17 protein-coding genes and 1 pseudogene are annotated in these 16,953 nt (G+C 58.0%); 9 read left to right on the forward strand and 9 right to left on the reverse strand.

Annotated elements, in window-relative coordinates:
* Nucleotides 1-256 precede the first annotated feature (256 nt).
* The 3 genes from SANT_RS09030 to pabB all read right to left on the reverse strand — a co-directional run bounded on the left by SANT_RS09030 (nucleotide 257) and on the right by pabB (nucleotide 3,879).
* Nucleotides 257-1,621 (reverse strand): L-serine ammonia-lyase, encoded by a 1,365-nt coding sequence (locus SANT_RS09030; protein WP_025421968.1) that lies wholly within the window; start codon nucleotides 1,619-1,621, stop codon nucleotides 257-259.
* A gap of 310 nt (nucleotides 1,622-1,931) precedes the next feature.
* The gene (locus tag SANT_RS09035; RefSeq protein WP_051440141.1) at nucleotides 1,932-2,525 is read right to left on the reverse strand and encodes a CoA pyrophosphatase; all 594 of its coding nucleotides are present in this window, start codon (nucleotides 2,523-2,525) and stop codon (nucleotides 1,932-1,934) included.
* A complete protein-coding gene (pabB, locus tag SANT_RS09040; protein ID WP_025421970.1) occupies nucleotides 2,518-3,879 on the reverse strand; it encodes an aminodeoxychorismate synthase component 1 in 1,362 nt (453 codons plus the stop codon). The genes SANT_RS09035 and pabB overlap by 8 nt, the downstream gene beginning before the upstream one ends.
* A 151-nt stretch (nucleotides 3,880-4,030) precedes the next feature.
* Between pabB and SANT_RS09045 the strand changes: the two are divergent.
* Nucleotides 4,031-4,207: pseudogene (locus SANT_RS09045) on the forward strand (YoaH family protein); the annotation flags it as partial.
* A 90-nt stretch (nucleotides 4,208-4,297) separates the two neighbouring features.
* On the opposite strand, the gene SANT_RS09050 reads toward SANT_RS09045, so the two are convergent.
* Nucleotides 4,298-4,648, reverse strand: coding sequence for a RidA family protein (locus SANT_RS09050; RefSeq protein ID WP_025421972.1), 351 nt, complete (start codon nucleotides 4,646-4,648; stop codon nucleotides 4,298-4,300).
* Nucleotides 4,649-4,812: 164 nt separating this feature from the next.
* Between SANT_RS09050 and SANT_RS09055 the strand changes: the two genes are divergently transcribed.
* The 4 genes from SANT_RS09055 (at nucleotide 4,813) to rnd (ending at nucleotide 9,344) form a co-directional block, all read left to right on the forward strand.
* Complete coding sequence (locus SANT_RS09055) at nucleotides 4,813-6,714, forward strand: ATP-dependent DNA helicase (protein ID WP_025421973.1); 1,902 nt, start codon at nucleotides 4,813-4,815, stop codon at nucleotides 6,712-6,714.
* A gap of 80 nt (nucleotides 6,715-6,794) precedes the next feature.
* The gene (tsaB, locus tag SANT_RS09060; RefSeq protein WP_025421974.1) at nucleotides 6,795-7,493 is read left to right on the forward strand and encodes a tRNA (adenosine(37)-N6)-threonylcarbamoyltransferase complex dimerization subunit type 1 TsaB; all 699 of its coding nucleotides are present in this window, start codon (nucleotides 6,795-6,797) and stop codon (nucleotides 7,491-7,493) included.
* 62 nt (nucleotides 7,494-7,555) lie between these two features.
* Nucleotides 7,556-8,167 (forward strand): Slp family lipoprotein, encoded by a 612-nt coding sequence (locus SANT_RS09065; protein ID WP_071882069.1) that lies wholly within the window; start codon nucleotides 7,556-7,558, stop codon nucleotides 8,165-8,167.
* Nucleotides 8,168-8,204: 37 nt separating this feature from the next.
* The gene (rnd, locus tag SANT_RS09070) at nucleotides 8,205-9,344 is read left to right on the forward strand and encodes a ribonuclease D (protein ID WP_025421976.1); all 1,140 of its coding nucleotides are present in this window, start codon (nucleotides 8,205-8,207) and stop codon (nucleotides 9,342-9,344) included.
* A gap of 84 nt (nucleotides 9,345-9,428) precedes the next feature.
* Here rnd and minE read toward each other — a convergent pair whose 3' ends face one another.
* The 3 genes from minE to minC are packed head-to-tail and all read right to left on the reverse strand — an operon-like array spanning nucleotide 9,429 to nucleotide 11,219.
* Nucleotides 9,429-9,698, reverse strand: a complete 270-nt coding sequence (minE, locus tag SANT_RS09075; protein WP_025245067.1) for a cell division topological specificity factor MinE — start codon at nucleotides 9,696-9,698, stop codon at nucleotides 9,429-9,431.
* Nucleotides 9,699-9,701: 3 nt separating this feature from the next.
* Nucleotides 9,702-10,514 carry a septum site-determining protein MinD gene (gene minD, locus SANT_RS09080; RefSeq protein WP_025421977.1) on the reverse strand — a complete coding sequence of 271 codons (813 nt, stop codon included), beginning with the start codon at nucleotides 10,512-10,514 and terminating at the stop codon, nucleotides 9,702-9,704.
* A gap of 21 nt (nucleotides 10,515-10,535) precedes the next feature.
* Nucleotides 10,536-11,219: a septum site-determining protein MinC gene (gene minC / locus SANT_RS09085; RefSeq protein ID WP_025421978.1), complete on the reverse strand. Its 684-nt coding sequence runs from the start codon at nucleotides 11,217-11,219 to the stop codon at nucleotides 10,536-10,538.
* 134 nt (nucleotides 11,220-11,353) lie between these two features.
* On the opposite strand from minC, the gene SANT_RS09090 reads away from it, so the two are divergent.
* The 3 genes from SANT_RS09090 (at nucleotide 11,354) to SANT_RS09100 (ending at nucleotide 13,522) form a co-directional block, all read left to right on the forward strand.
* Entirely contained in the window at nucleotides 11,354-11,635 is a 282-nt protein-coding gene (locus SANT_RS09090) for a YcgL domain-containing protein (protein ID WP_025421979.1), read from the forward strand.
* Between the two features lie 664 nt (nucleotides 11,636-12,299).
* On the forward strand, nucleotides 12,300-12,956 hold the full coding sequence (locus tag SANT_RS09095) for a fumarylacetoacetate hydrolase family protein (RefSeq protein WP_025421980.1): 657 nt from the start codon (nucleotides 12,300-12,302) through the stop codon (nucleotides 12,954-12,956).
* Nucleotides 12,957-13,072: 116 nt separating this feature from the next.
* Entirely contained in the window at nucleotides 13,073-13,522 is a 450-nt protein-coding gene (locus SANT_RS09100; RefSeq protein ID WP_025421981.1) for a YcgN family cysteine cluster protein, read from the forward strand.
* A 274-nt stretch (nucleotides 13,523-13,796) separates the two neighbouring features.
* On the opposite strand, the gene SANT_RS09105 is transcribed toward SANT_RS09100, so the two are convergent.
* Together SANT_RS09105 and dsbB are read right to left on the reverse strand one after the other, a co-directional pair.
* Nucleotides 13,797-14,654 (reverse strand): hypothetical protein, encoded by an 858-nt coding sequence (locus tag SANT_RS09105; protein ID WP_025421982.1) that lies wholly within the window; start codon nucleotides 14,652-14,654, stop codon nucleotides 13,797-13,799.
* A gap of 701 nt (nucleotides 14,655-15,355) precedes the next feature.
* Nucleotides 15,356-15,886 (reverse strand): disulfide bond formation protein DsbB, encoded by a 531-nt coding sequence (dsbB, locus tag SANT_RS09110; protein ID WP_025421983.1) that lies wholly within the window; start codon nucleotides 15,884-15,886, stop codon nucleotides 15,356-15,358.
* A gap of 315 nt (nucleotides 15,887-16,201) precedes the next feature.
* Here dsbB and fadR point away from each other — a divergent pair, with 315 nt between their 5' ends.
* Entirely contained in the window at nucleotides 16,202-16,930 is a 729-nt protein-coding gene (fadR, locus tag SANT_RS09115) for a fatty acid metabolism transcriptional regulator FadR (protein ID WP_025421984.1), read from the forward strand.
* Nucleotides 16,931-16,953: the final 23 nt, after the last annotated feature.

Raw genomic sequence — 16,953 nt, forward strand, 5'->3', positions numbered from 1 at the left:
AGCGGGCGGCAATAAGGATGCATCATTCGCAACGCCGCCGGCGCCGCAGTTCCATGTTGCAGCCGCCGGGACGGAGTGCAGATAGGGGACGGCGGCGCCGGCGGATTTTTGGTGGCGCCGGGTGCAAGGGAAACTGAGCGGCGGGGTTCCCGCATTGGCCCCTCTGGCGCCACGCTGCTACGGCCTGAGCGTGGTCACCCTTGACCTTTCAACCGCACCGCGGCTGTCGCACGCCAGTTCCGCGGCGCATCTTCACTCAGTCGCATTGCACCTTGATGGCCAGGCCGCCACGGGAGGTTTCGCGGTATTTGGCATTCATGTCCTTGCCGGTTTCATACATGGTTTCAATCACTTTATCGAGGGACACCCGCGGCGCGCTGGTGCGGCGCAGCGCCATGCGCGAGGCGTTGATCGCTTTTACGGCCGCGATCGCGTTACGTTCGATGCACGGCACCTGTACCTGGCCGCCCACCGGATCGCAGGTCAGCCCCAGATTGTGTTCCATACCGATTTCCGCCGCGACGCACACCTGTTCCGGACTGCCGCCCATCAGCTCCGTCAGGCCGGCCGCCGCCATGGAGCAGGCGACGCCCACCTCGCCCTGACAGCCGACTTCAGCGCCTGAAATGGAGGCATTCATCTTGTACAAAATACCGATTGCGCCGCTGGCGAGGAAATACCGCAGCCAGATATCGGCCGAGACCGGCTCGATGAAATGGTCATAATAGGCCAGAACGGCGGGCACGATCCCGCAGGCGCCATTAGTGGGCGCAGTGACAACACGGCCGCCGGCGGCATTCTCTTCATTGACCGCCAGGGCGAACATATTGACCCAGTCCACCACCTGCATGGGATCGGTTGAATGCTTATCCCCGGCGATCAACATCCTTCTGAGCGCGGCGGCGCGGCGCGGTACCCGCAGCGGCCCCGGCAGCACGCCCTCGGTATTCATGCCGCGATCGATACAGGCGCGCATGGTCTGCCAGACGGCGGCAAAATAGCGGTCTATCTCCGCGCGCTCGTGCAGCGCGAGTTCGTTGCGCAACACCAAACCGGATAGCGACAGGGCGGTATCGCGGCAGTGTTCCAGCAATTGCTGAGCGCTAGTAAAACTAAAGGGAACGCTGACCTCATTCACCACCGCTTGGCCGAACTGTGCTTCCTCGACGATAAAACCGCCGCCGATAGAGTAGTAGGTTTGGCTGTAAACGCAGCGATCGCCCGCGAACGCGTGGATGCGCAGCCCGTTTTCGTGCCGCGCCAGGTTAGTGTGGTGAAACACCATGCCCCCTTCGCGCGCAAAGTCCACTTCATGGGGAGTACCGGCCAACATCAGCCGCTGGCGCTGCGCGACGTCGCGCAAAAACGCCGGCGTGGCGTCTATGGCCACCGTATCCGGGCTATTGCCGGCCAGGCCAAGGATGATCGCCTGGTCGGTGTGGTGTCCTTTCCCGGTCAGGGCAAGGGAGCCGTAAACCTCGACGGCGATACGCGTGACGGAGGTCAGCAGATGTTTTTCGACCAAATCGTCCACAAATTGTTTACCGGCTTTCATCGGGCCCACCGTATGGGAACTGGACGGACCGATACCAATTTTGAACATATCGAAAACGCTGATCACGTTTGCTCTCCTGTAAAATTTTTATAAGGCAACGGGCAGGTGGCATTGACCTGATTGTAATAGTTGAACGGGGTACACAGGCGCGTTTTCGCATGAAATAAACTAATGTCAACGGCGTTGACGATGCCACGCGTCATTTGCCCTGCTGCGCCGACCATTAAGCGATATTTTTAAGTGCAGTAGTAAAATTAAATGCCAATTAACAATAATGTATTAGTATTATGTTCTGCGCAATGTCGCTTGCCGGGGATTTTAGCCAGTTAAATGGAAAAGAAAAGAACTCTGTGCCGTTAAGGGGAGCTGGCTCCCATTATTCGATTGGCGGACGGATATGTTGACCGAGGCGATAAAGGATTTGAGCGGTCATGCCCCAGACCATGTGTTGCCGGTACCAGGAGAAATACACTCGCCGGGTTTGCGCTCGCCGTTCAATGTCCAGCGGGGTATAGCTCGCCAGCGACAAGGCCTCGGTCAGCGGAATTTCAAAAATTTCCGCCACTTCGGCCTCGCTGGCGACAAAACGGGCGCCTGGCGCCAGCAGCCCCACGATCGGGGTGACCTGAAAACCGCTGCTGCTGTCCACCGGCGGCAATTGTCCCAACACCCGGACCTGACGGGGATCGATGGCGACCTCCTCTTGCGCCTCGCGCAGCGCGGTGGCGATCGCGGAAACGTCGTCCGCATCCGCGCTGCCCCCCGGAAACGCCACCTGACCGGCGTGTTTGCGCAGGGACGCGGCGCGGCGGGTGAGCAACAATGTCGGCGTAGAATGGCAAATAATCGGAATCAGCACCGCCGCACGCCGGCGATGGTAGGTCTCGTGACGTGTCTCCGGCAGCAGCAGTTGAAAACGGGTAATAAATTCCGCTAGCGGCAGCGGGCGCTCGGTCACGGCGTCAGGCATGCAACTGCTCCAGCAGCGGCAGTAGCGAGGCGGCCTTCGCCAGGGTTTCCTGATATTCCGCTTCTTCGTCGCTGTCGGCGATAAGACCGCCGCCGACGGGGCAGTGTATATGCTGGTCCGCCACCAGAAGGGTGCGAATGGCGATATTGGTATCCATCGTGCCGCAGCAACTGACATAGCCGATGCTTCCGCACCAGGCGCTGCGACGCTGGGGTTCGAGCCTTTCGATGATTTCCATTGCCCGCACCTTTGGCGCGCCGGTAATGGAGCCGCCGGGGAAGCAGGCGCGCAGCAGATCGCAGGGAGTGCGATCGGCCGCCAGGGTGGCGGTGATGGTGCTGACCATGTGATGCACCGCCGTAAAGGTCTCGATAGCAAATAGCGAGGGCACGCGCACGCTGCCCGGTTGCGCCACGCGGCCGATATCGTTACGCAACAGATCCACTATCATCAAATTTTCCGCCTGATCTTTAGCGGAAGCGGCCAGCCGCGCTGCCTGCTGGCGATCGGCGTCGGCATCCGCCAGCCGCGGCAGCGTCCCTTTAATGGGGCGGGTCTGGATTTCGCCGGCGCGCAGGCGCAGGAAACGTTCCGGCGACAAGCTCATCACCGCTTGGTCTTCCAGACGGATGAAGGCTGAAAACGGCGCTCGGTTATGGGCCAGCAAATGGCGAAACGCCGGCCATTCATCCCCGTCGCAAGGGGCGCTGAAGCGCTGTGCTAAACAGACCTGATAGCAGTCTCCCGCCAGTAAGTGTTGCTGGACCTGGCGAAATTTCTCGCCATATTCGGCGCGGGACATATTGGCGCGCCAGGGGCCGAGCAGATGAAACGGCGCCGATGTGGGCGGCGCCGCGGCGGTCAACCGGCTAAGCAAGGGCGCCGGATCGTCGTAACTCACCAGGGTCACCGTATGGCGATGGTGGTCGGCAATGACCGCCCAGCGATAAATGCCCACCGCCATTTCCGGCAGGGGGACGTCCTGTTGCGCCAGCGCAGGCAGGGTTTCGATGCCGCGGGCGAGATCGTAGCCAAAATAGCCGAGCGCCCCGCCGAGGAACGGCAATGACGCGTTGGGCAGGGTCGTCATGCCCGCCGCCGCCAACGCCTGCTGGACCAGCGCAAAAGGGTCGTCGCGGCGAGACTCGCGGTCATCCCCCCGGCGAATTTCGGTGACACCGTCACGCGTCACCAGCGTGACCGCGGGCGCCGCCACCAGAATATCGTAACGGCTGTCGGGATGACTGCTGTTGCCGGAATGCAGCAGCATCGCCCAGGGCTGCCCGGCCAGCGGGGTAAAGTAGTCCAGTACGGCATCGGGCCGGTAGGGTAATGCTGTCAGTTGTGGCTGCATGGATAAGCGCCTGTTCCCGAATGACGCGGCAACGGCAACCTGTCCGCGCGTGTGGTGATATGATGGCGCGATCCTAGCATACATCCTCGCCATGGCGTAACCGGCCGCGTCATGAGATAATCGACACGATTGCCGCCACCGAGAGAAACTGATGTTACACGATATGCCCGCGTTAACCCATGAGCAGCAGCAACAGGCCGTCGAACGTATTCAGGCGTTAATGGCCCAGGGGATGAGCAGCGGCGAGGCCATTGCGCTGGTGGCGCGCGAACTGCGCGCCGACCACGCCGGCGAAAGGGTGACGCTGCGCTGGGAGGAGGAGGAGGAAACCGAGGCTTATGAAGCCCCGGCGGTGCCCCCGGAGACGGATCCTTACGATGGCTCTCCCGATGACGATTGAGCGCAGGGTGGCCCGTTCTTATAGCGCGGCGATGATTTTGATTTCGATTTTATAGCGCGGATTCATCAGCCCCGCCTGAACCGTACAGCGCACCGGCGCGCTGCCGGCCTCGACCCAGTTATCCCACACCGCATTCATCGCGGCGAAATCCGCAGCGTTAGGCAGGAAAATGGTCGCATCCAGCAGGCGGCGTTTGTCGGTGTTGCAGCGCGCCAGCATGGCGTCGATAGCGGCGAGCGCGCTGACGGTCTGGCCGGTAATGTCTTCGTCAAGCGCGGCATCCGCCGCCACGCTGGTGTAGTAAAGAGTCTGATGATGGATCACCGCGTCGGACATACGGGCGCCGGCATCAATACGCTGGAGGGTCATTGCATTTCCTTTCAGTGGTTAGTGAAAACAACAGCATATCATACCGGCGCGGGAAGCCCAGCGCGCCCGACGGCGGTAGCGAAACGCGTTTGCGCGCGTGTCCGGGGGAAGCGAGCCGGACGAGGTAGGGAAAAACAGCGGAACGCGTTGGCGTGGGAGACAGTGTGACAGACGATTTTACGCCCGAGGGCGTGCTGGCGAAAGCCCTGAGCGGTTTTAAGCCGCGGGAGTCCCAGCGCCTGATGGCAGACGCTATTCGCGACGCCATCGGCGCGCAACAACCGCTGGTGGTGGAGGCGGGTACCGGCACCGGCAAGACCTACGCCTATCTGGTGCCGGCCCTGCGTGCCGATAAAAAGGTGATCATTTCCACCGGCTCTAAGGCGTTACAGGATCAGCTCTACGCCCGGGATCTGCCGCGTATCGCGCAGGCCCTGTCCTACCGCGGACAACTGGCTTTGTTGAAAGGGCGCGCCAATTATTTGTGCCTGGAACGCATGGCGCAGCACGCGGCGGCAGGGGGCGCACTGCCGCCGGAAACGCTCGACGCGCTGAGCCAGGTGCGCGCCTGGGCATCGCAAACCGAGGATGGCGACATCGCCAACTGCGGCGGGATCGCCGAAGACAGCCCCATCTGGCCGCTGGTGACCAGCACGAACGACAACTGCCTTGGCAGCGATTGTCCTGAGTATAAAGAGTGCTTTGTGGTTAAAGCGCGCCGCCGGGCTATGGATGCCGACGTGGTGGTGGTCAACCATCATCTTTTCCTGGCGGATATGGTGGTGAAAGAAAGCGGTTTCGGCGAACTGATCCCCCGCGGCGACGTGATGATTTTCGACGAAGCGCATCAACTGCCGGATATCGCCAGCCAGTATTTCGGCCAGCAGCTCACCAGCCGCCACATGCTGGATTTGGCGCGCGATATGACCTTGGCCTACCGCACCGATGTCCGCGACATGCAGCAGCTGCAAAAGAGCGCCGATCAGCTCTCGTTTCGCGCCCAGGATTTTCGCCTGGCGTTGGGTGAACCGGGGTTTCGCGGTAACCTGCGCGACGCGCTGGCCCAGCCGATGGTGCAGCGCGCGCTGGTGCTGCTGGATGATGCGCTGGAGTTATGTCATGACGTGGCGAAGCTGGCGCTCGGCCGCTCGGCGCTGCTGGATGCCGCGTTTGAACGTGCGACGCTGTACCGCGCCAGGTTAAAACGCTTGAAAAATACCAGCGAGCCGGGATTCAGTTATTGGTACGAATGTAACGCGCGTCATTTTGTCCTAGCGCTGACGCCGCTGTCGGTCTCTAACCGTTTTCACGAAGTCATGGCGGAGAAGGCCGGCACGTGGATCTTCACCTCCGCGACGCTGTCGGTGAATGACAAGCTGGATCATTTCACCCAGCGCATGGGATTGGAGAAGGCGACATCGCTTTTGCTCGCCAGCCCGTTTGATTATGCCGCTCAGGCGCTGCTGTGCGTGCCGCGCTTTTTACCGGAACCGCGGGAACGCGGCGCCGCGCAGAAGCTGGCGCGGATGTTGCGACCGGTCATTGTCGCCAACCGCGGTCGCTGTTTCTTCCTCTGTACCTCGCATCAGATGATGCGCGATCTGGCGGTGGAGTTTCGCGCCTCGCTGACGCTACCGGTTTTGGTGCAGGGGGAAACCAGCAAGCGCGAAATCCTGCGCCAGTTTGTCGACGCCGGTAACGCGGTGCTGGTGGCCACCAACAGTTTTTGGGAAGGGGTGGACGTGCGCGGTGATGTGCTGTCATGCGTCATCATTGATAAACTGCCGTTTACCGCGCCGGACGATCCGCTGCTGAAGGCGCGCATTGAGGATTGTCAACTGCGCGGTGGCGATCCGTTCGCCGAGGTGCAGATCCCCGAGGCGGTCATCGCCCTGAAACAGGGGGTCGGCCGGCTCATACGCGACAGCGATGACCGTGGCGTGCTCATCATTTGCGATCAGCGGCTGGTGACCCGCCCGTACGGTAAGATTTTTCTGCAAAGTCTGCCGCCGGCGCGCCGCACGCGATCGCTGGAGCGTGCCATCGCCTTTCTGACCGGCGGCTAAGCGCCGTATCCCCTTGTGGCAGCGGGTGTGTTATGATAAACGCCCGTTACAGTCCTTATCACTCCCGCCTGAGGTTTGGCATGTCTACCCGCATTTTAGCCCTTGATACCGCGACAGAAGCCTGTTCCGCCGCGCTGATGCTCGACGACGAGCTGCTGGAGCGCTTCGCCGTAGCACCCCGTGAACACACGCAGCGCATCCTGCCCATGGTGGACAGCCTGTTGGCGGAGGCCGGTATTACGCTTGATAGTCTTGATGCGCTGGCGTTCGGCCGCGGTCCCGGCAGCTTTACCGGCGTGCGCATCGGCATCGGCATTGCCCAGGGGCTGGCGCTGGGCGCCGATCTGCCGCTTATCGGCGTCTCCACCCTGGCGGCGCTGGCCGAAGGCGCCTGGCGTCAAACCGGCGCTAGCCAGGTGCTGACCGCTATAGACGCGCGCATGGGGGAAGTGTACTGGGCGGCGTATCGACGTGAGGCGGGCGTCTGGCTGGGCGAGGATGGCGAAGCGGTGGCGGCGCCGGCGGCCCTAGCGGCGCTGAGCGCAGACCTGAGCGGGTGCTGGGCCACCGCCGGCACCGGCTGGCAAACGTACCCGACGTTGCTACAGCATGACGGATTGCAGCTCATCGCGGGTGAAACGTTGCTGCCCAGCGCGCGGGACATGTTGCCGATAGCGCTTCATCACTATCGCCACGGCGGCGCCCGACCGGTCGCGCTGGCGGAACCGACCTACTTGCGCAATGAAGTGGCATGGAAAAAATTACCTGGCCGCGCTTGAGCGCTAAACTTATCCGGCCGGTGCGGGTCAAAGTAGTAAGTTTATTAACGAGATCAAGTACTATGTTCAGCCATCAGGCTTCACCCGTATCGTTGCGCCGGCTGATGCCGGTCGGTTTCCTGGCCGCGATGTTAACGCTTACGGGGTGTGTGACGGTACCGGAGGCGATCCGCGGCACGACCCCGACGCCGCAGGATGATTTGGTGCGGGTGATGAATGCGCCGCAGCTGTACATCGGTCAAGAAGGGCGCTTCGGCGGTAAAGTGGTCAAAGTGACGAATGAAACCGGTCGCACCCGGCTGGAAATCGCCACCGTACCCCTTGATGATGGCGCGGTGCCGCTGATGCACCAGCCGTCCCTTGGCCGCATCATTGCTCAAATCAGCGGTTTCGTCGAACCTTCCGATTTGAAGGGGCAATGGGTCACTGTTGTGGGGCCGATCACCGGCACGGAAAAAGGCCATATCGATAAAGCGAATTACACCTACATGGTTATGCAGGTGAACGGCTATAAACGCTGGCGCATCGTGCGTGAGGTGTCGGCGCCCATGGGGCCGCCGCTCGGGCCCTGGGGTTGGGACTACCGCTATGGATCGCCGTGGGGACCAGGTTACGGTCCGGCATGGGGCGCTTACTACGGCGATACGCGGGTAGACACCGTCTTGGTGGACTAACTTTTTCTTAACACACGCGCAAAAAGAGAGTGCAGTATTGGATTATCAATTAATTACCACGGATCAGGCTTTGCACGACAGATGTCAGCAGGCCCGTCAGCCTTCGTGGGTAGCGGTAGATACCGAATTTGTGCGTACCCGCACCTATTATCCCCAACTGGGCCTGATTCAGTTATACGACGGTGACGCGCTGACGCTTATCGATCCGCTGGCGATTACCGATTGGCAGCCCTTCATTGCGCTTTTGGCGGATCAACAGGTCACTAAATTGCTGCATGCCTCCAGCGAAGACCTGGAAGTGTTCTGGCATCGCTTTGGTCAGATGCCGGAACCGATGATCGATACCCAAGTGCTGGCGGCGTTTACCGGCCGCGCGCTTTCCTGCGGATTTGCCGCGCTGGTGGCGGAAACGTTGCAGGTCACGCTAGATAAAACGGAATCCCGCACCGATTGGCTCGCACGGCCGCTCAGCGACAGGCAGTGTGATTATGCCGCCGCCGATGTTTACTGGCTCTTGCCGATGGCGCATAAGCTAATAGCGCAAACGCAACAGGCGGGATGGTGGTCGCAGGCCAGCCAGGAGTGCGCGGCCCTGTGTCAACGGCGTCAGGACGTCACCGATCCTGAATTAGCCTATCGAGATATCGCTAACGCCTGGCAGCTGCGCACGCGTCAGCTTGCGTGCCTACAGCGGCTGGCCAGCTGGCGCCTGAATAAGGCCCGCGAGCGCGATATGGCGGTCAATTTTGTTGTTCGCGAAGAAAATCTCTGGCAGGTGGCGCGCTATATGCCGGGCTCCCTTGGCGAGCTGGAGCAGCTTGGCCTCAGCGGGCCCGAAATCCGCTTCCACGGCCGGGCGCTGCTGGCGCGGGTACAGGAGGCTCAGGCGCTGTCGGACGAAGCGTTGCCGCCGCCGGTACTCAATCTTATCGATCGTCCCGGGTATCGCCAGACGTTTAAAGCGTTGAAAGAGCAAATTCAACTGACGGCTAACAAGACGGGGCTGAGCAGTGAGTTGCTGGCGTCCCGGCGTCAGATAAACCAGTTAATCAGCGTAGTTTGGGGGCTGACTCACACTGCGCGGCAGCCGGAATTGATAAGCGGCTGGCGGGGAGCGCTGTTCGGCGCCCAATTGCTGGCCTTGTTATCCCAGGACGAAAGCGAAACGCGCTCTTAAGCGGCGGGGGGAGTCAATGGCGTGGCTGGCCCATGAGGCCGCGAGCCTCCTACCGTCAGGCAGGAGGCGGAAGAGCGGCGGCGTTCATTTGGTGCTTTCTTCCGTTTCCGGCAGCGTTACGTTCAGCTCCAGGATGGAGATATCCCCATCCTTCTTCTCCAATTGAACCGAAAGCATTTCCGGGTCGATTTGCACATATTTACTGATGACCTCAAGCAGGTCGCGTTTCAGCTGCGGCAGATAATGCGGCTCGTTATCGCCTCTGCGCCGCTCGGCAACGATGATCTGCAGCCGTTCCTTGGCTATATTGGCTGTCGTTTTTTTACGGGAGAGAAAAAAGTCAAGTAATGCCATGGTTTATCCCCCAAACAGGCGTTTCAGGAATCCCTTCTTCTCTTCTTCGATGAAGCGGAAGGGACGTTCTTCTCCTAACAGGCGATCAACCATATCTGAATAGGCCTGGCCAGCATCAGACTCCTCATCGAGAATTACCGGCTCTCCCTGGTTGGAAGCCCGCAACACCGATTGATCCTCGGGGATCACACCTACCAGAGGAATGCGTAGAATTTCAATCACATCTTCCATACTGAGCATGTCGCCGCGGCTGACGCGTCCCGGGTTGTAACGGGTCAGTAGCAGATGCTCTTTAATGGGGTCTTGACCGCTTTCGGCTCGGCGCGATTTGGACGAAAGAATGCCCAGAATACGGTCGGAGTCGCGCACCGACGACACTTCCGGGTTGGTCGTGATAATCGCTTCATCGGCAAAATACAGCGCCATTAAGGCACCGGTTTCAATACCGGCCGGTGAATCGCAAACGACAAAATCGAATTCCATCGTGCTGAGATCGTTCAATACCTTTTCCACGCCGTCGCGGGTCAGGGCATCTTTATCCCGCGTCTGCGAGGCAGGCAGAATATATAAATTCTCGGTCCGCTTATCTTTTATCAGCGCTTGATTCAGCGTGGCATCACCCTGGATGACATTGACAAAGTCATAGACCACCCGGCGCTCACAGCCCATGATCAAATCGAGGTTTCGCAGGCCGATATCGAAATCGATCACCACGGTTTTCTTTCCTTTGCGGGCTAAACCGGTAGCGATGGCCGCGCTTGATGTGGTCTTGCCAACGCCCCCTTTACCCGAAGTAACAACTATAATGCGTGCCATAAATGGATTCCTTGTCAAGGGCTAAATTAAAGGATGAATGGTAAGCGTGCCGTCCTGCAGACATAACCGCGCGGCTTTGCCTGAAAATCCGACCGGAATTTGATCGCTCAGCCAATACTGACCGGCGATGGATACCAGCTCCGGGGAGAGATGGGTACAGAAAATCTGGCACTCTCCGTCGCCCGACGCACCGGCCAGCGCGCGGCCCCGCATCATGCCATAAATATGGATATTGCCATCGGCAATAAGCTCGGCGCCGGCGCTAACGCTGCTGGTGACAATCAAATCGCTGTTGCGGGCGTAAATTTGCTGCCCGGAGCGCACCGGCGTGTTGATAAGCCGCGTTTTGACCGCCGCCGGCGCCGGCGCGGGCGCCTCGGCGACGCTGCGCTTTGGCGCTTTGCCTTCGGTCAGCAGCGGCAGCCCGCTGCGCACGATCGCCTGTTTCAGTTTCGCGTCGCGACAGCCGCTGACGCCGACCACATGCAGGCCGGTCGCCAGCACCGCCTGTGACAGCGCCTCCCAGGGCGTGTCGCGACTGAGGCCGGCGACGTTGATGACAACCGGCGCATCTTGTAAAAATCCAGGTGCTTGTTCGACTTTTTCCTCTATCGCCCGACGGATTTCTTCTGGCTGCGCATCATGCACATGAATTACCGATAAAGTAAAATTACTGCCTTTCAACTCAATTGGCGTTTGCGACATCTATCCTGACTCAGTCTTAGCACGTGTAATTTCCCGATTCGTCACGGGAGGCGATATTCCGAAGTACTGCATGCATGTTATAGTTACCGCTATATACAGGCAAGACACCAGACCACGGAAATAGAGTAAAAAATATGTTTTGTGTGATCTATCGAAGTTCAAAACAGGATCAAACCTATCTTTTTGTTGAAAGAAGAGAGGATTTTACCCGCGTCCCGGCCGACTTAATGGCGCACTTCGGCAAACCGCTATTCTCAATGATTTTACCCTTAGACGGTAGCAAAAATCTCGCTTCCGCGGATATAGGAAAAGTAAAAGAATTACTTAAAGAGCAGGGCTTCTATCTACAAGTCCCCCCGCCGGTGGAAAATTTATTGACCCAGCATCATCTCGCCGAAAAAAAACCTGATCATTAACCCATAGGTTCGCGCGGCGGAATTACCGGCGCCGCACTTGCAGGGCTGAATCAATTATCCCATTGGCGATTCTGTAGGTTAAGCCACGGCGGCAGCCCCGCTATACCCTACGCCCGCGCGCGATGTAAACCTTTGGCGGCTATGAGCCCATTTGCCACTATCCCCTGTCCCACGCCCCGATGGCGTACTTAGCGCACCAAATGTGACGATGTCACGTGTGCTAGTGCTGCACCGCCTGCTTTCTCTGTTCATGCAGGGCAAAGCGCTGTGATCGTCATGCTCGGGGGTGACAAACCGGTTGCCGTTTGGGCGACAGTTTGCGCACGGCGACGGCGCTGTCGATATTCCCTTAACGAAGGAAAAGCCTTAGGCGCCAACGCGACTTCAACCAATATAAGGCTTAGGTCATCGGCCAGGGCCGCGCAGGGTCTGCCGCTGACGTCATAGCATCACCGCCACGACGGCACCCTGTCGCCCACGTCGGCACCATGCCCGCCCGCGTCGCCGCCATGAAGTCACGTCGGTACCGGGCCCGCCCGCGTCGGCACCGTGCCGCCTACGACGGCGGAAGAAATGCGCCATGGGGCTACCCCTTTGCGTCGGCTGGCGTATGATAACAGCGTTAAACAAGTAAACAGGGTGTTAACGATTGCAGGAGAGAGCAATGTATCAGCATAGAAATTGGCAGGGCGCACTGTTGGATTTTCCGGTCAGCAAGGTGGTGTGCGTCGGCAGCAACTACCGTAATCATATCAAAGAAATGGGCAGCGCCACCCCCAGCGAACCGGTGCTATTCATCAAGCCCGAGACCGCGCTGTGCGATATTCATCAACCTATCGTGATCCCTACCGATCGGGGGGAAGTGCATCATGAGGTAGAGTTGGCTATCTTGATTGGCGCGCCGTTAAAACAGGCTAACGAGCAGCAGGTCGCTCAGGGTATCGCCGGCGTGGGCGTCGCGCTGGATTTAACGCTGCGGGATCTGCAGGCGCAGTTCAAAAAAGCAGGGCAGCCCTGGGAGAAAGCGAAAGGTTTTGATGGCGCCTGTCCGATATCGGGGTTTATTCCGGCGGCGGAATTCGGCGATCCCCAACAGGCGGATTTGACGCTAACGGTTAACGATCAGGTTCGGCAAACGGGCAACACCCGCGACATGATCCATCCTATCCTGCCGCTCATTGCGTATATGAGCCATTTCTTTACCTTGCGTCCCGGCGATATCGTACTGACGGGGACGCCAGAAGGGGTCGCCGCGCTTAAGCCCGGCGATGCGCTCACGGTAAGCCTGAATCAGCATCAATTGAGCACGCGGATAATTTAGCGTTTGATTTTCGCCCGGCCGCTCGTCGTCGCGCCTGATCCTGCGCTGAAAAAAGTTGCATGCGGGGGGGAAAAGCATTATATAACGCCCCCTTGATTCCCGTTATGGAGACCACCATGCCTGAACGCCCCTTTTGGCAGACCAAAACCCTGGCTGAAATGTCCGATGAGGAGTGGGAGTCCCTGTGCGATGGCTGCGGGCGCTGCTGCCTGAATAAATTGATCGATGCGGATACGGATGAAATCTATTTCACGAATGTCGCCTGTAATCTACTCAATTTAAAAACATGCCAGTGTCAACATTATGCCAACCGATTTGCCTATGAGCCGGATTGTATCAAGTTGACCCGGGAAAATCTGGCCACCTTTGACTGGTTACCTCCCACTTGCGCTTATCGGTTGCAGAGTGAAGGCAAACCGCTGCCCCATTGGCACCCGTTGTTGAGCGGCTCAAAGGCCGCGATGCACGGCGAGCGTATTTCGGTCCGCCATATTGCGGTGCGGGAAAGCGACGTCGTCGACTGGGAAGACCATATATTGAATAAGCCTGACTGGGCCAAAGGATAAACGCCGCACGCGCGGGGGCTTTCACTCGCGATGAGGTCGGGCTGTCCCGCGCAATAAAGAGGAGAGTGCATTTTCGCTATGGCTCGTCGCCTGGCGTACGGGTCACTCTCCGGCCTTTGGCACGACTTTACTGCTATCACGGCGCCTTCACGCCTTATTCCAGGTTTCGACGGTAAGGCTGAAACGCGTTTGGTTATGCCCCCGGCATAGGCCGTCGCTTGGCCTGAATAAACGAGCGCGGCGGGGAAGTCTCAATGCGGCGGTTGGTGCTAAATCATATTGTTTTGCGTTTTTTTGCTGAGGTGATATCAGGGGAAACGGTGGCGTCTTTGCCGCAGCGCTCACGACTTTCATTATAAGCGGACCGGGGCCCGGTACTGTCAGCGCTCATTACATTGCCGGCACCCACAGCCGTACTGGGGAGATTATTAGATTTTCTCTGCCTGCTTTTTCTTATTAAAAGGATCTTTTTGCTCAATAAATTACTTTGGAAAAGTAAGCTATCCCGCTGGCGCAGGCAGTCATAATGCGCATTCATGTTATTGATCAGTCTGGCGTAGACCCTATTAAGCTCTCCTTCATTTATCTCGGGCTGTAAGCACAATTGTTGTAGCCGTTCGATGTCGGCAATCGCCTCATTGCGCCATAAGTTGGCATTATTGGCCGCGATATTAAGCGGGACACTCCAACGATTCATTAACTCTCGGGAGGCTTTTTCCGGATTAGATGTTTGGTCAATCGCCTTTAATAAAGAAAAAATATTGGTAGGAAATCGATGCTCATTCTTTATCTCTGCGGAGCCAACGGCTTTCTCCTGCGGTGTCGCCATGCAACCTACTTTTTCAGGATGATGTGGCGGCAAAGATCTATTCCGCTGCTGTTCTTGCGCTGCCGCCTGGTGTTCCTGGCTGTCGCTCTGCGGCATCCTGCTTTGCTGGGGGCCGGCGGTACTGGGTCCCTGCGGGTAGGATGTATTCGATACCGCCTCTAACTTATCCCTGTGGTTCATCAGCGCCAGAAAGAGGGTTTGGCACCCGGGCCGTCCTGTTGACGCTGAATCTGAATGAGGGGCGTGATCATATTTTGTCTTCCCGTTTATTAAGCTCAACGCGCTATCTGAAATTGTATTCATATTCTTCCTCTTGTTATGGTCTCGGTAGTTGAGATGAACAAACCAAGCACTATTGGCGCCATCATACCTTCTTTAGATAACAATAACGTAAACGGCCGACGCCGGGCATTAATTAATTGTGCAATGACTTATTAATGTTGTGCTGATGCAATTCATAAGCAATGCATAGCAATAAATACATCGCTTAAAGGTGAAAAAAATAAACTGTTCGCCGCGGGTAGGGTATTGCGATAATGGTTATCAGTTTAAGATTGTTTTTGACTATAATACTGTGGGTCATAAATAAATCGGCTGCGGGTGAGGCGGGTATTTATTACTTCTTATGTCTCCTTCCATTGCTCCACGCGCCATGAGCCAGTAAAGTGGTGTTGACGCTTAACCGCTGAACATGACGCTCTTTCGCTAAGCACGTCATGCACTGCGCGGCGAAGCGTTATTAAAAAGAGTCCGGCTCATAGAGGGGTATTATAACAGCCGACGTCCGAAAAACCTCTTAGCGGTAACGACGGCGCGGATGCGCCGGGTATAAACGCGTCCGATCGCATTTTGACGGTAATGGCGCAGGGGCCGTGTGGAAACGAATTGAATAAGGCCGTGGTTTTAGGCATACGGCGATAAATAGGCGGATAATTTTATCGTGGCCGCGGGGCAATCGTCGGCGCATGACGGCATGGCGGCGCCGTCATGCGCCTATGCCGCCATCAGCGGGAAAAGAGGTCGCGTTTGCGCGGAGGGAAGAATTGCGCGAGCAAAATGATCGCCGCTACCGCCAGGTAGGCGCCGAAGATGACAATCATCCATTGTGGCATCTCCAGCGACAGGAAATGCCATTGACGAACGGCGCAATCGCCGCTGGCGCTGAAGACCGACGGCAACCACTTGTCCAGCGGCAGCCAGGCGGGGAAATTCACGAAAAAGTCGCAGGTGACGAAGGGGGAGGGATGAAGCTGGATATCGGTATGCTTCATTGCCAGCAGCAGGCCTTGCCAGGCGCTGTACAGCCAAATCGCCAGACCGGCGAAACGCAGCGGCGTGGCGGGCGCGATGGCGCCTACCAGGCCGGCGGCAACCACGCCGTAGAGGGCGCAACGTTGATAAATACACAGGACGCAGGGTTTAAGCAGCAATACATGCTGAAAGTAGAGCGCAACCAGTTCCAGCGCGAAGGCGGTCAGTGCCAATAGTAACCAGGCTGCACGATTTTTGGAGCAGCGGTTTAACGATTGCATCATAGAGGGTTGTCCAGAGCAGTTATAAGTGGCGTGAAACGAGCATTCTAAATCAAAAAACAACAGACACCAGCGACTTTTCCGTCGGCGGCATACCAGAGCCCGCGCCGTTTTACTATTATTGAAGTTACCCCACGTGTACGGCGCGAAAAAAAGGTCCTTTTGGCTGCCGATAGTCATAAGCGGGAGATGGGTTATAGTCTGCCGCCAGCGGGCAAGGTAAACTAACTCGCTTGTTCATGATGAAGTCACCGCGCCCGCTCGTAAGGGAGGGTGAGAGGCATGTGAATTGTTAGAGTTGCTATGGAACAAACGAATATGGTCATCAAGGCGCAAAGTCCTGCCGGTTTCGCGGAAGAGTTTCTGATTGAAAGCATCTGGAACAATCGCTTTCCGCCTGGCTCCATCCTGCCCGCGGAGCGGGAGCTTTCCGATCTGATAGGTGTCACCCGCACCACGCTGCGGGAGGTACTGCAGCGACTGGCCCGTGACGGCTGGCTTAAAATCCAGCACGGCAAGCCGACCCGGGTAAATAATGTATGGGAAACGTCCGGACTGAATATCCTGGAGACGCTGGCGCGGCTTGATCATGACAGCGTGCCTCAGCTCATTGATAATTTGCTCTCGGTGCGCACCAACATCGCCGCGATTTTCATTCGTCTGGCGGTGTCGCTGTATCCTGATAAAGCACAGGCGGTGCTCTCACAGGCTGCGGCGGTAGACGATAAGGCGGAAGCGGATAAGGCTGATGCCTTCACCGAATTGGATTACCGCATTTTCCACGGCCTGGCGTTTGCTTCAGGCAATCCTATCTATGGCCTGATTTTTAACGGCCTGAAGGGGCTTTATTTACGGGCGGGGCGCTATTATTTTACTAATCCGCAGGCCCGCGAACTGGCGCGCAATTTCTATAGCCAGCTGGCGACGCTATGCCGCGCGGGGCTGTATGATCAGGTCATGGAGCTGGTGCGCCGCTACGGTAAAGAGAGCCGGGAGATCTGGGGCGCCATGCAATCCGCGATGCCTAAAGATATCGTGGGGATTTGACCTCGACGAAGGTGCCGCCCTGG

It is taken from the genome of Sodalis praecaptivus (genome assembly GCF_000517425.1).
In the GTDB taxonomy this organism is placed as follows: Bacteria; Pseudomonadota; Gammaproteobacteria; order Enterobacterales; family Enterobacteriaceae; genus Sodalis_A; species Sodalis_A praecaptivus.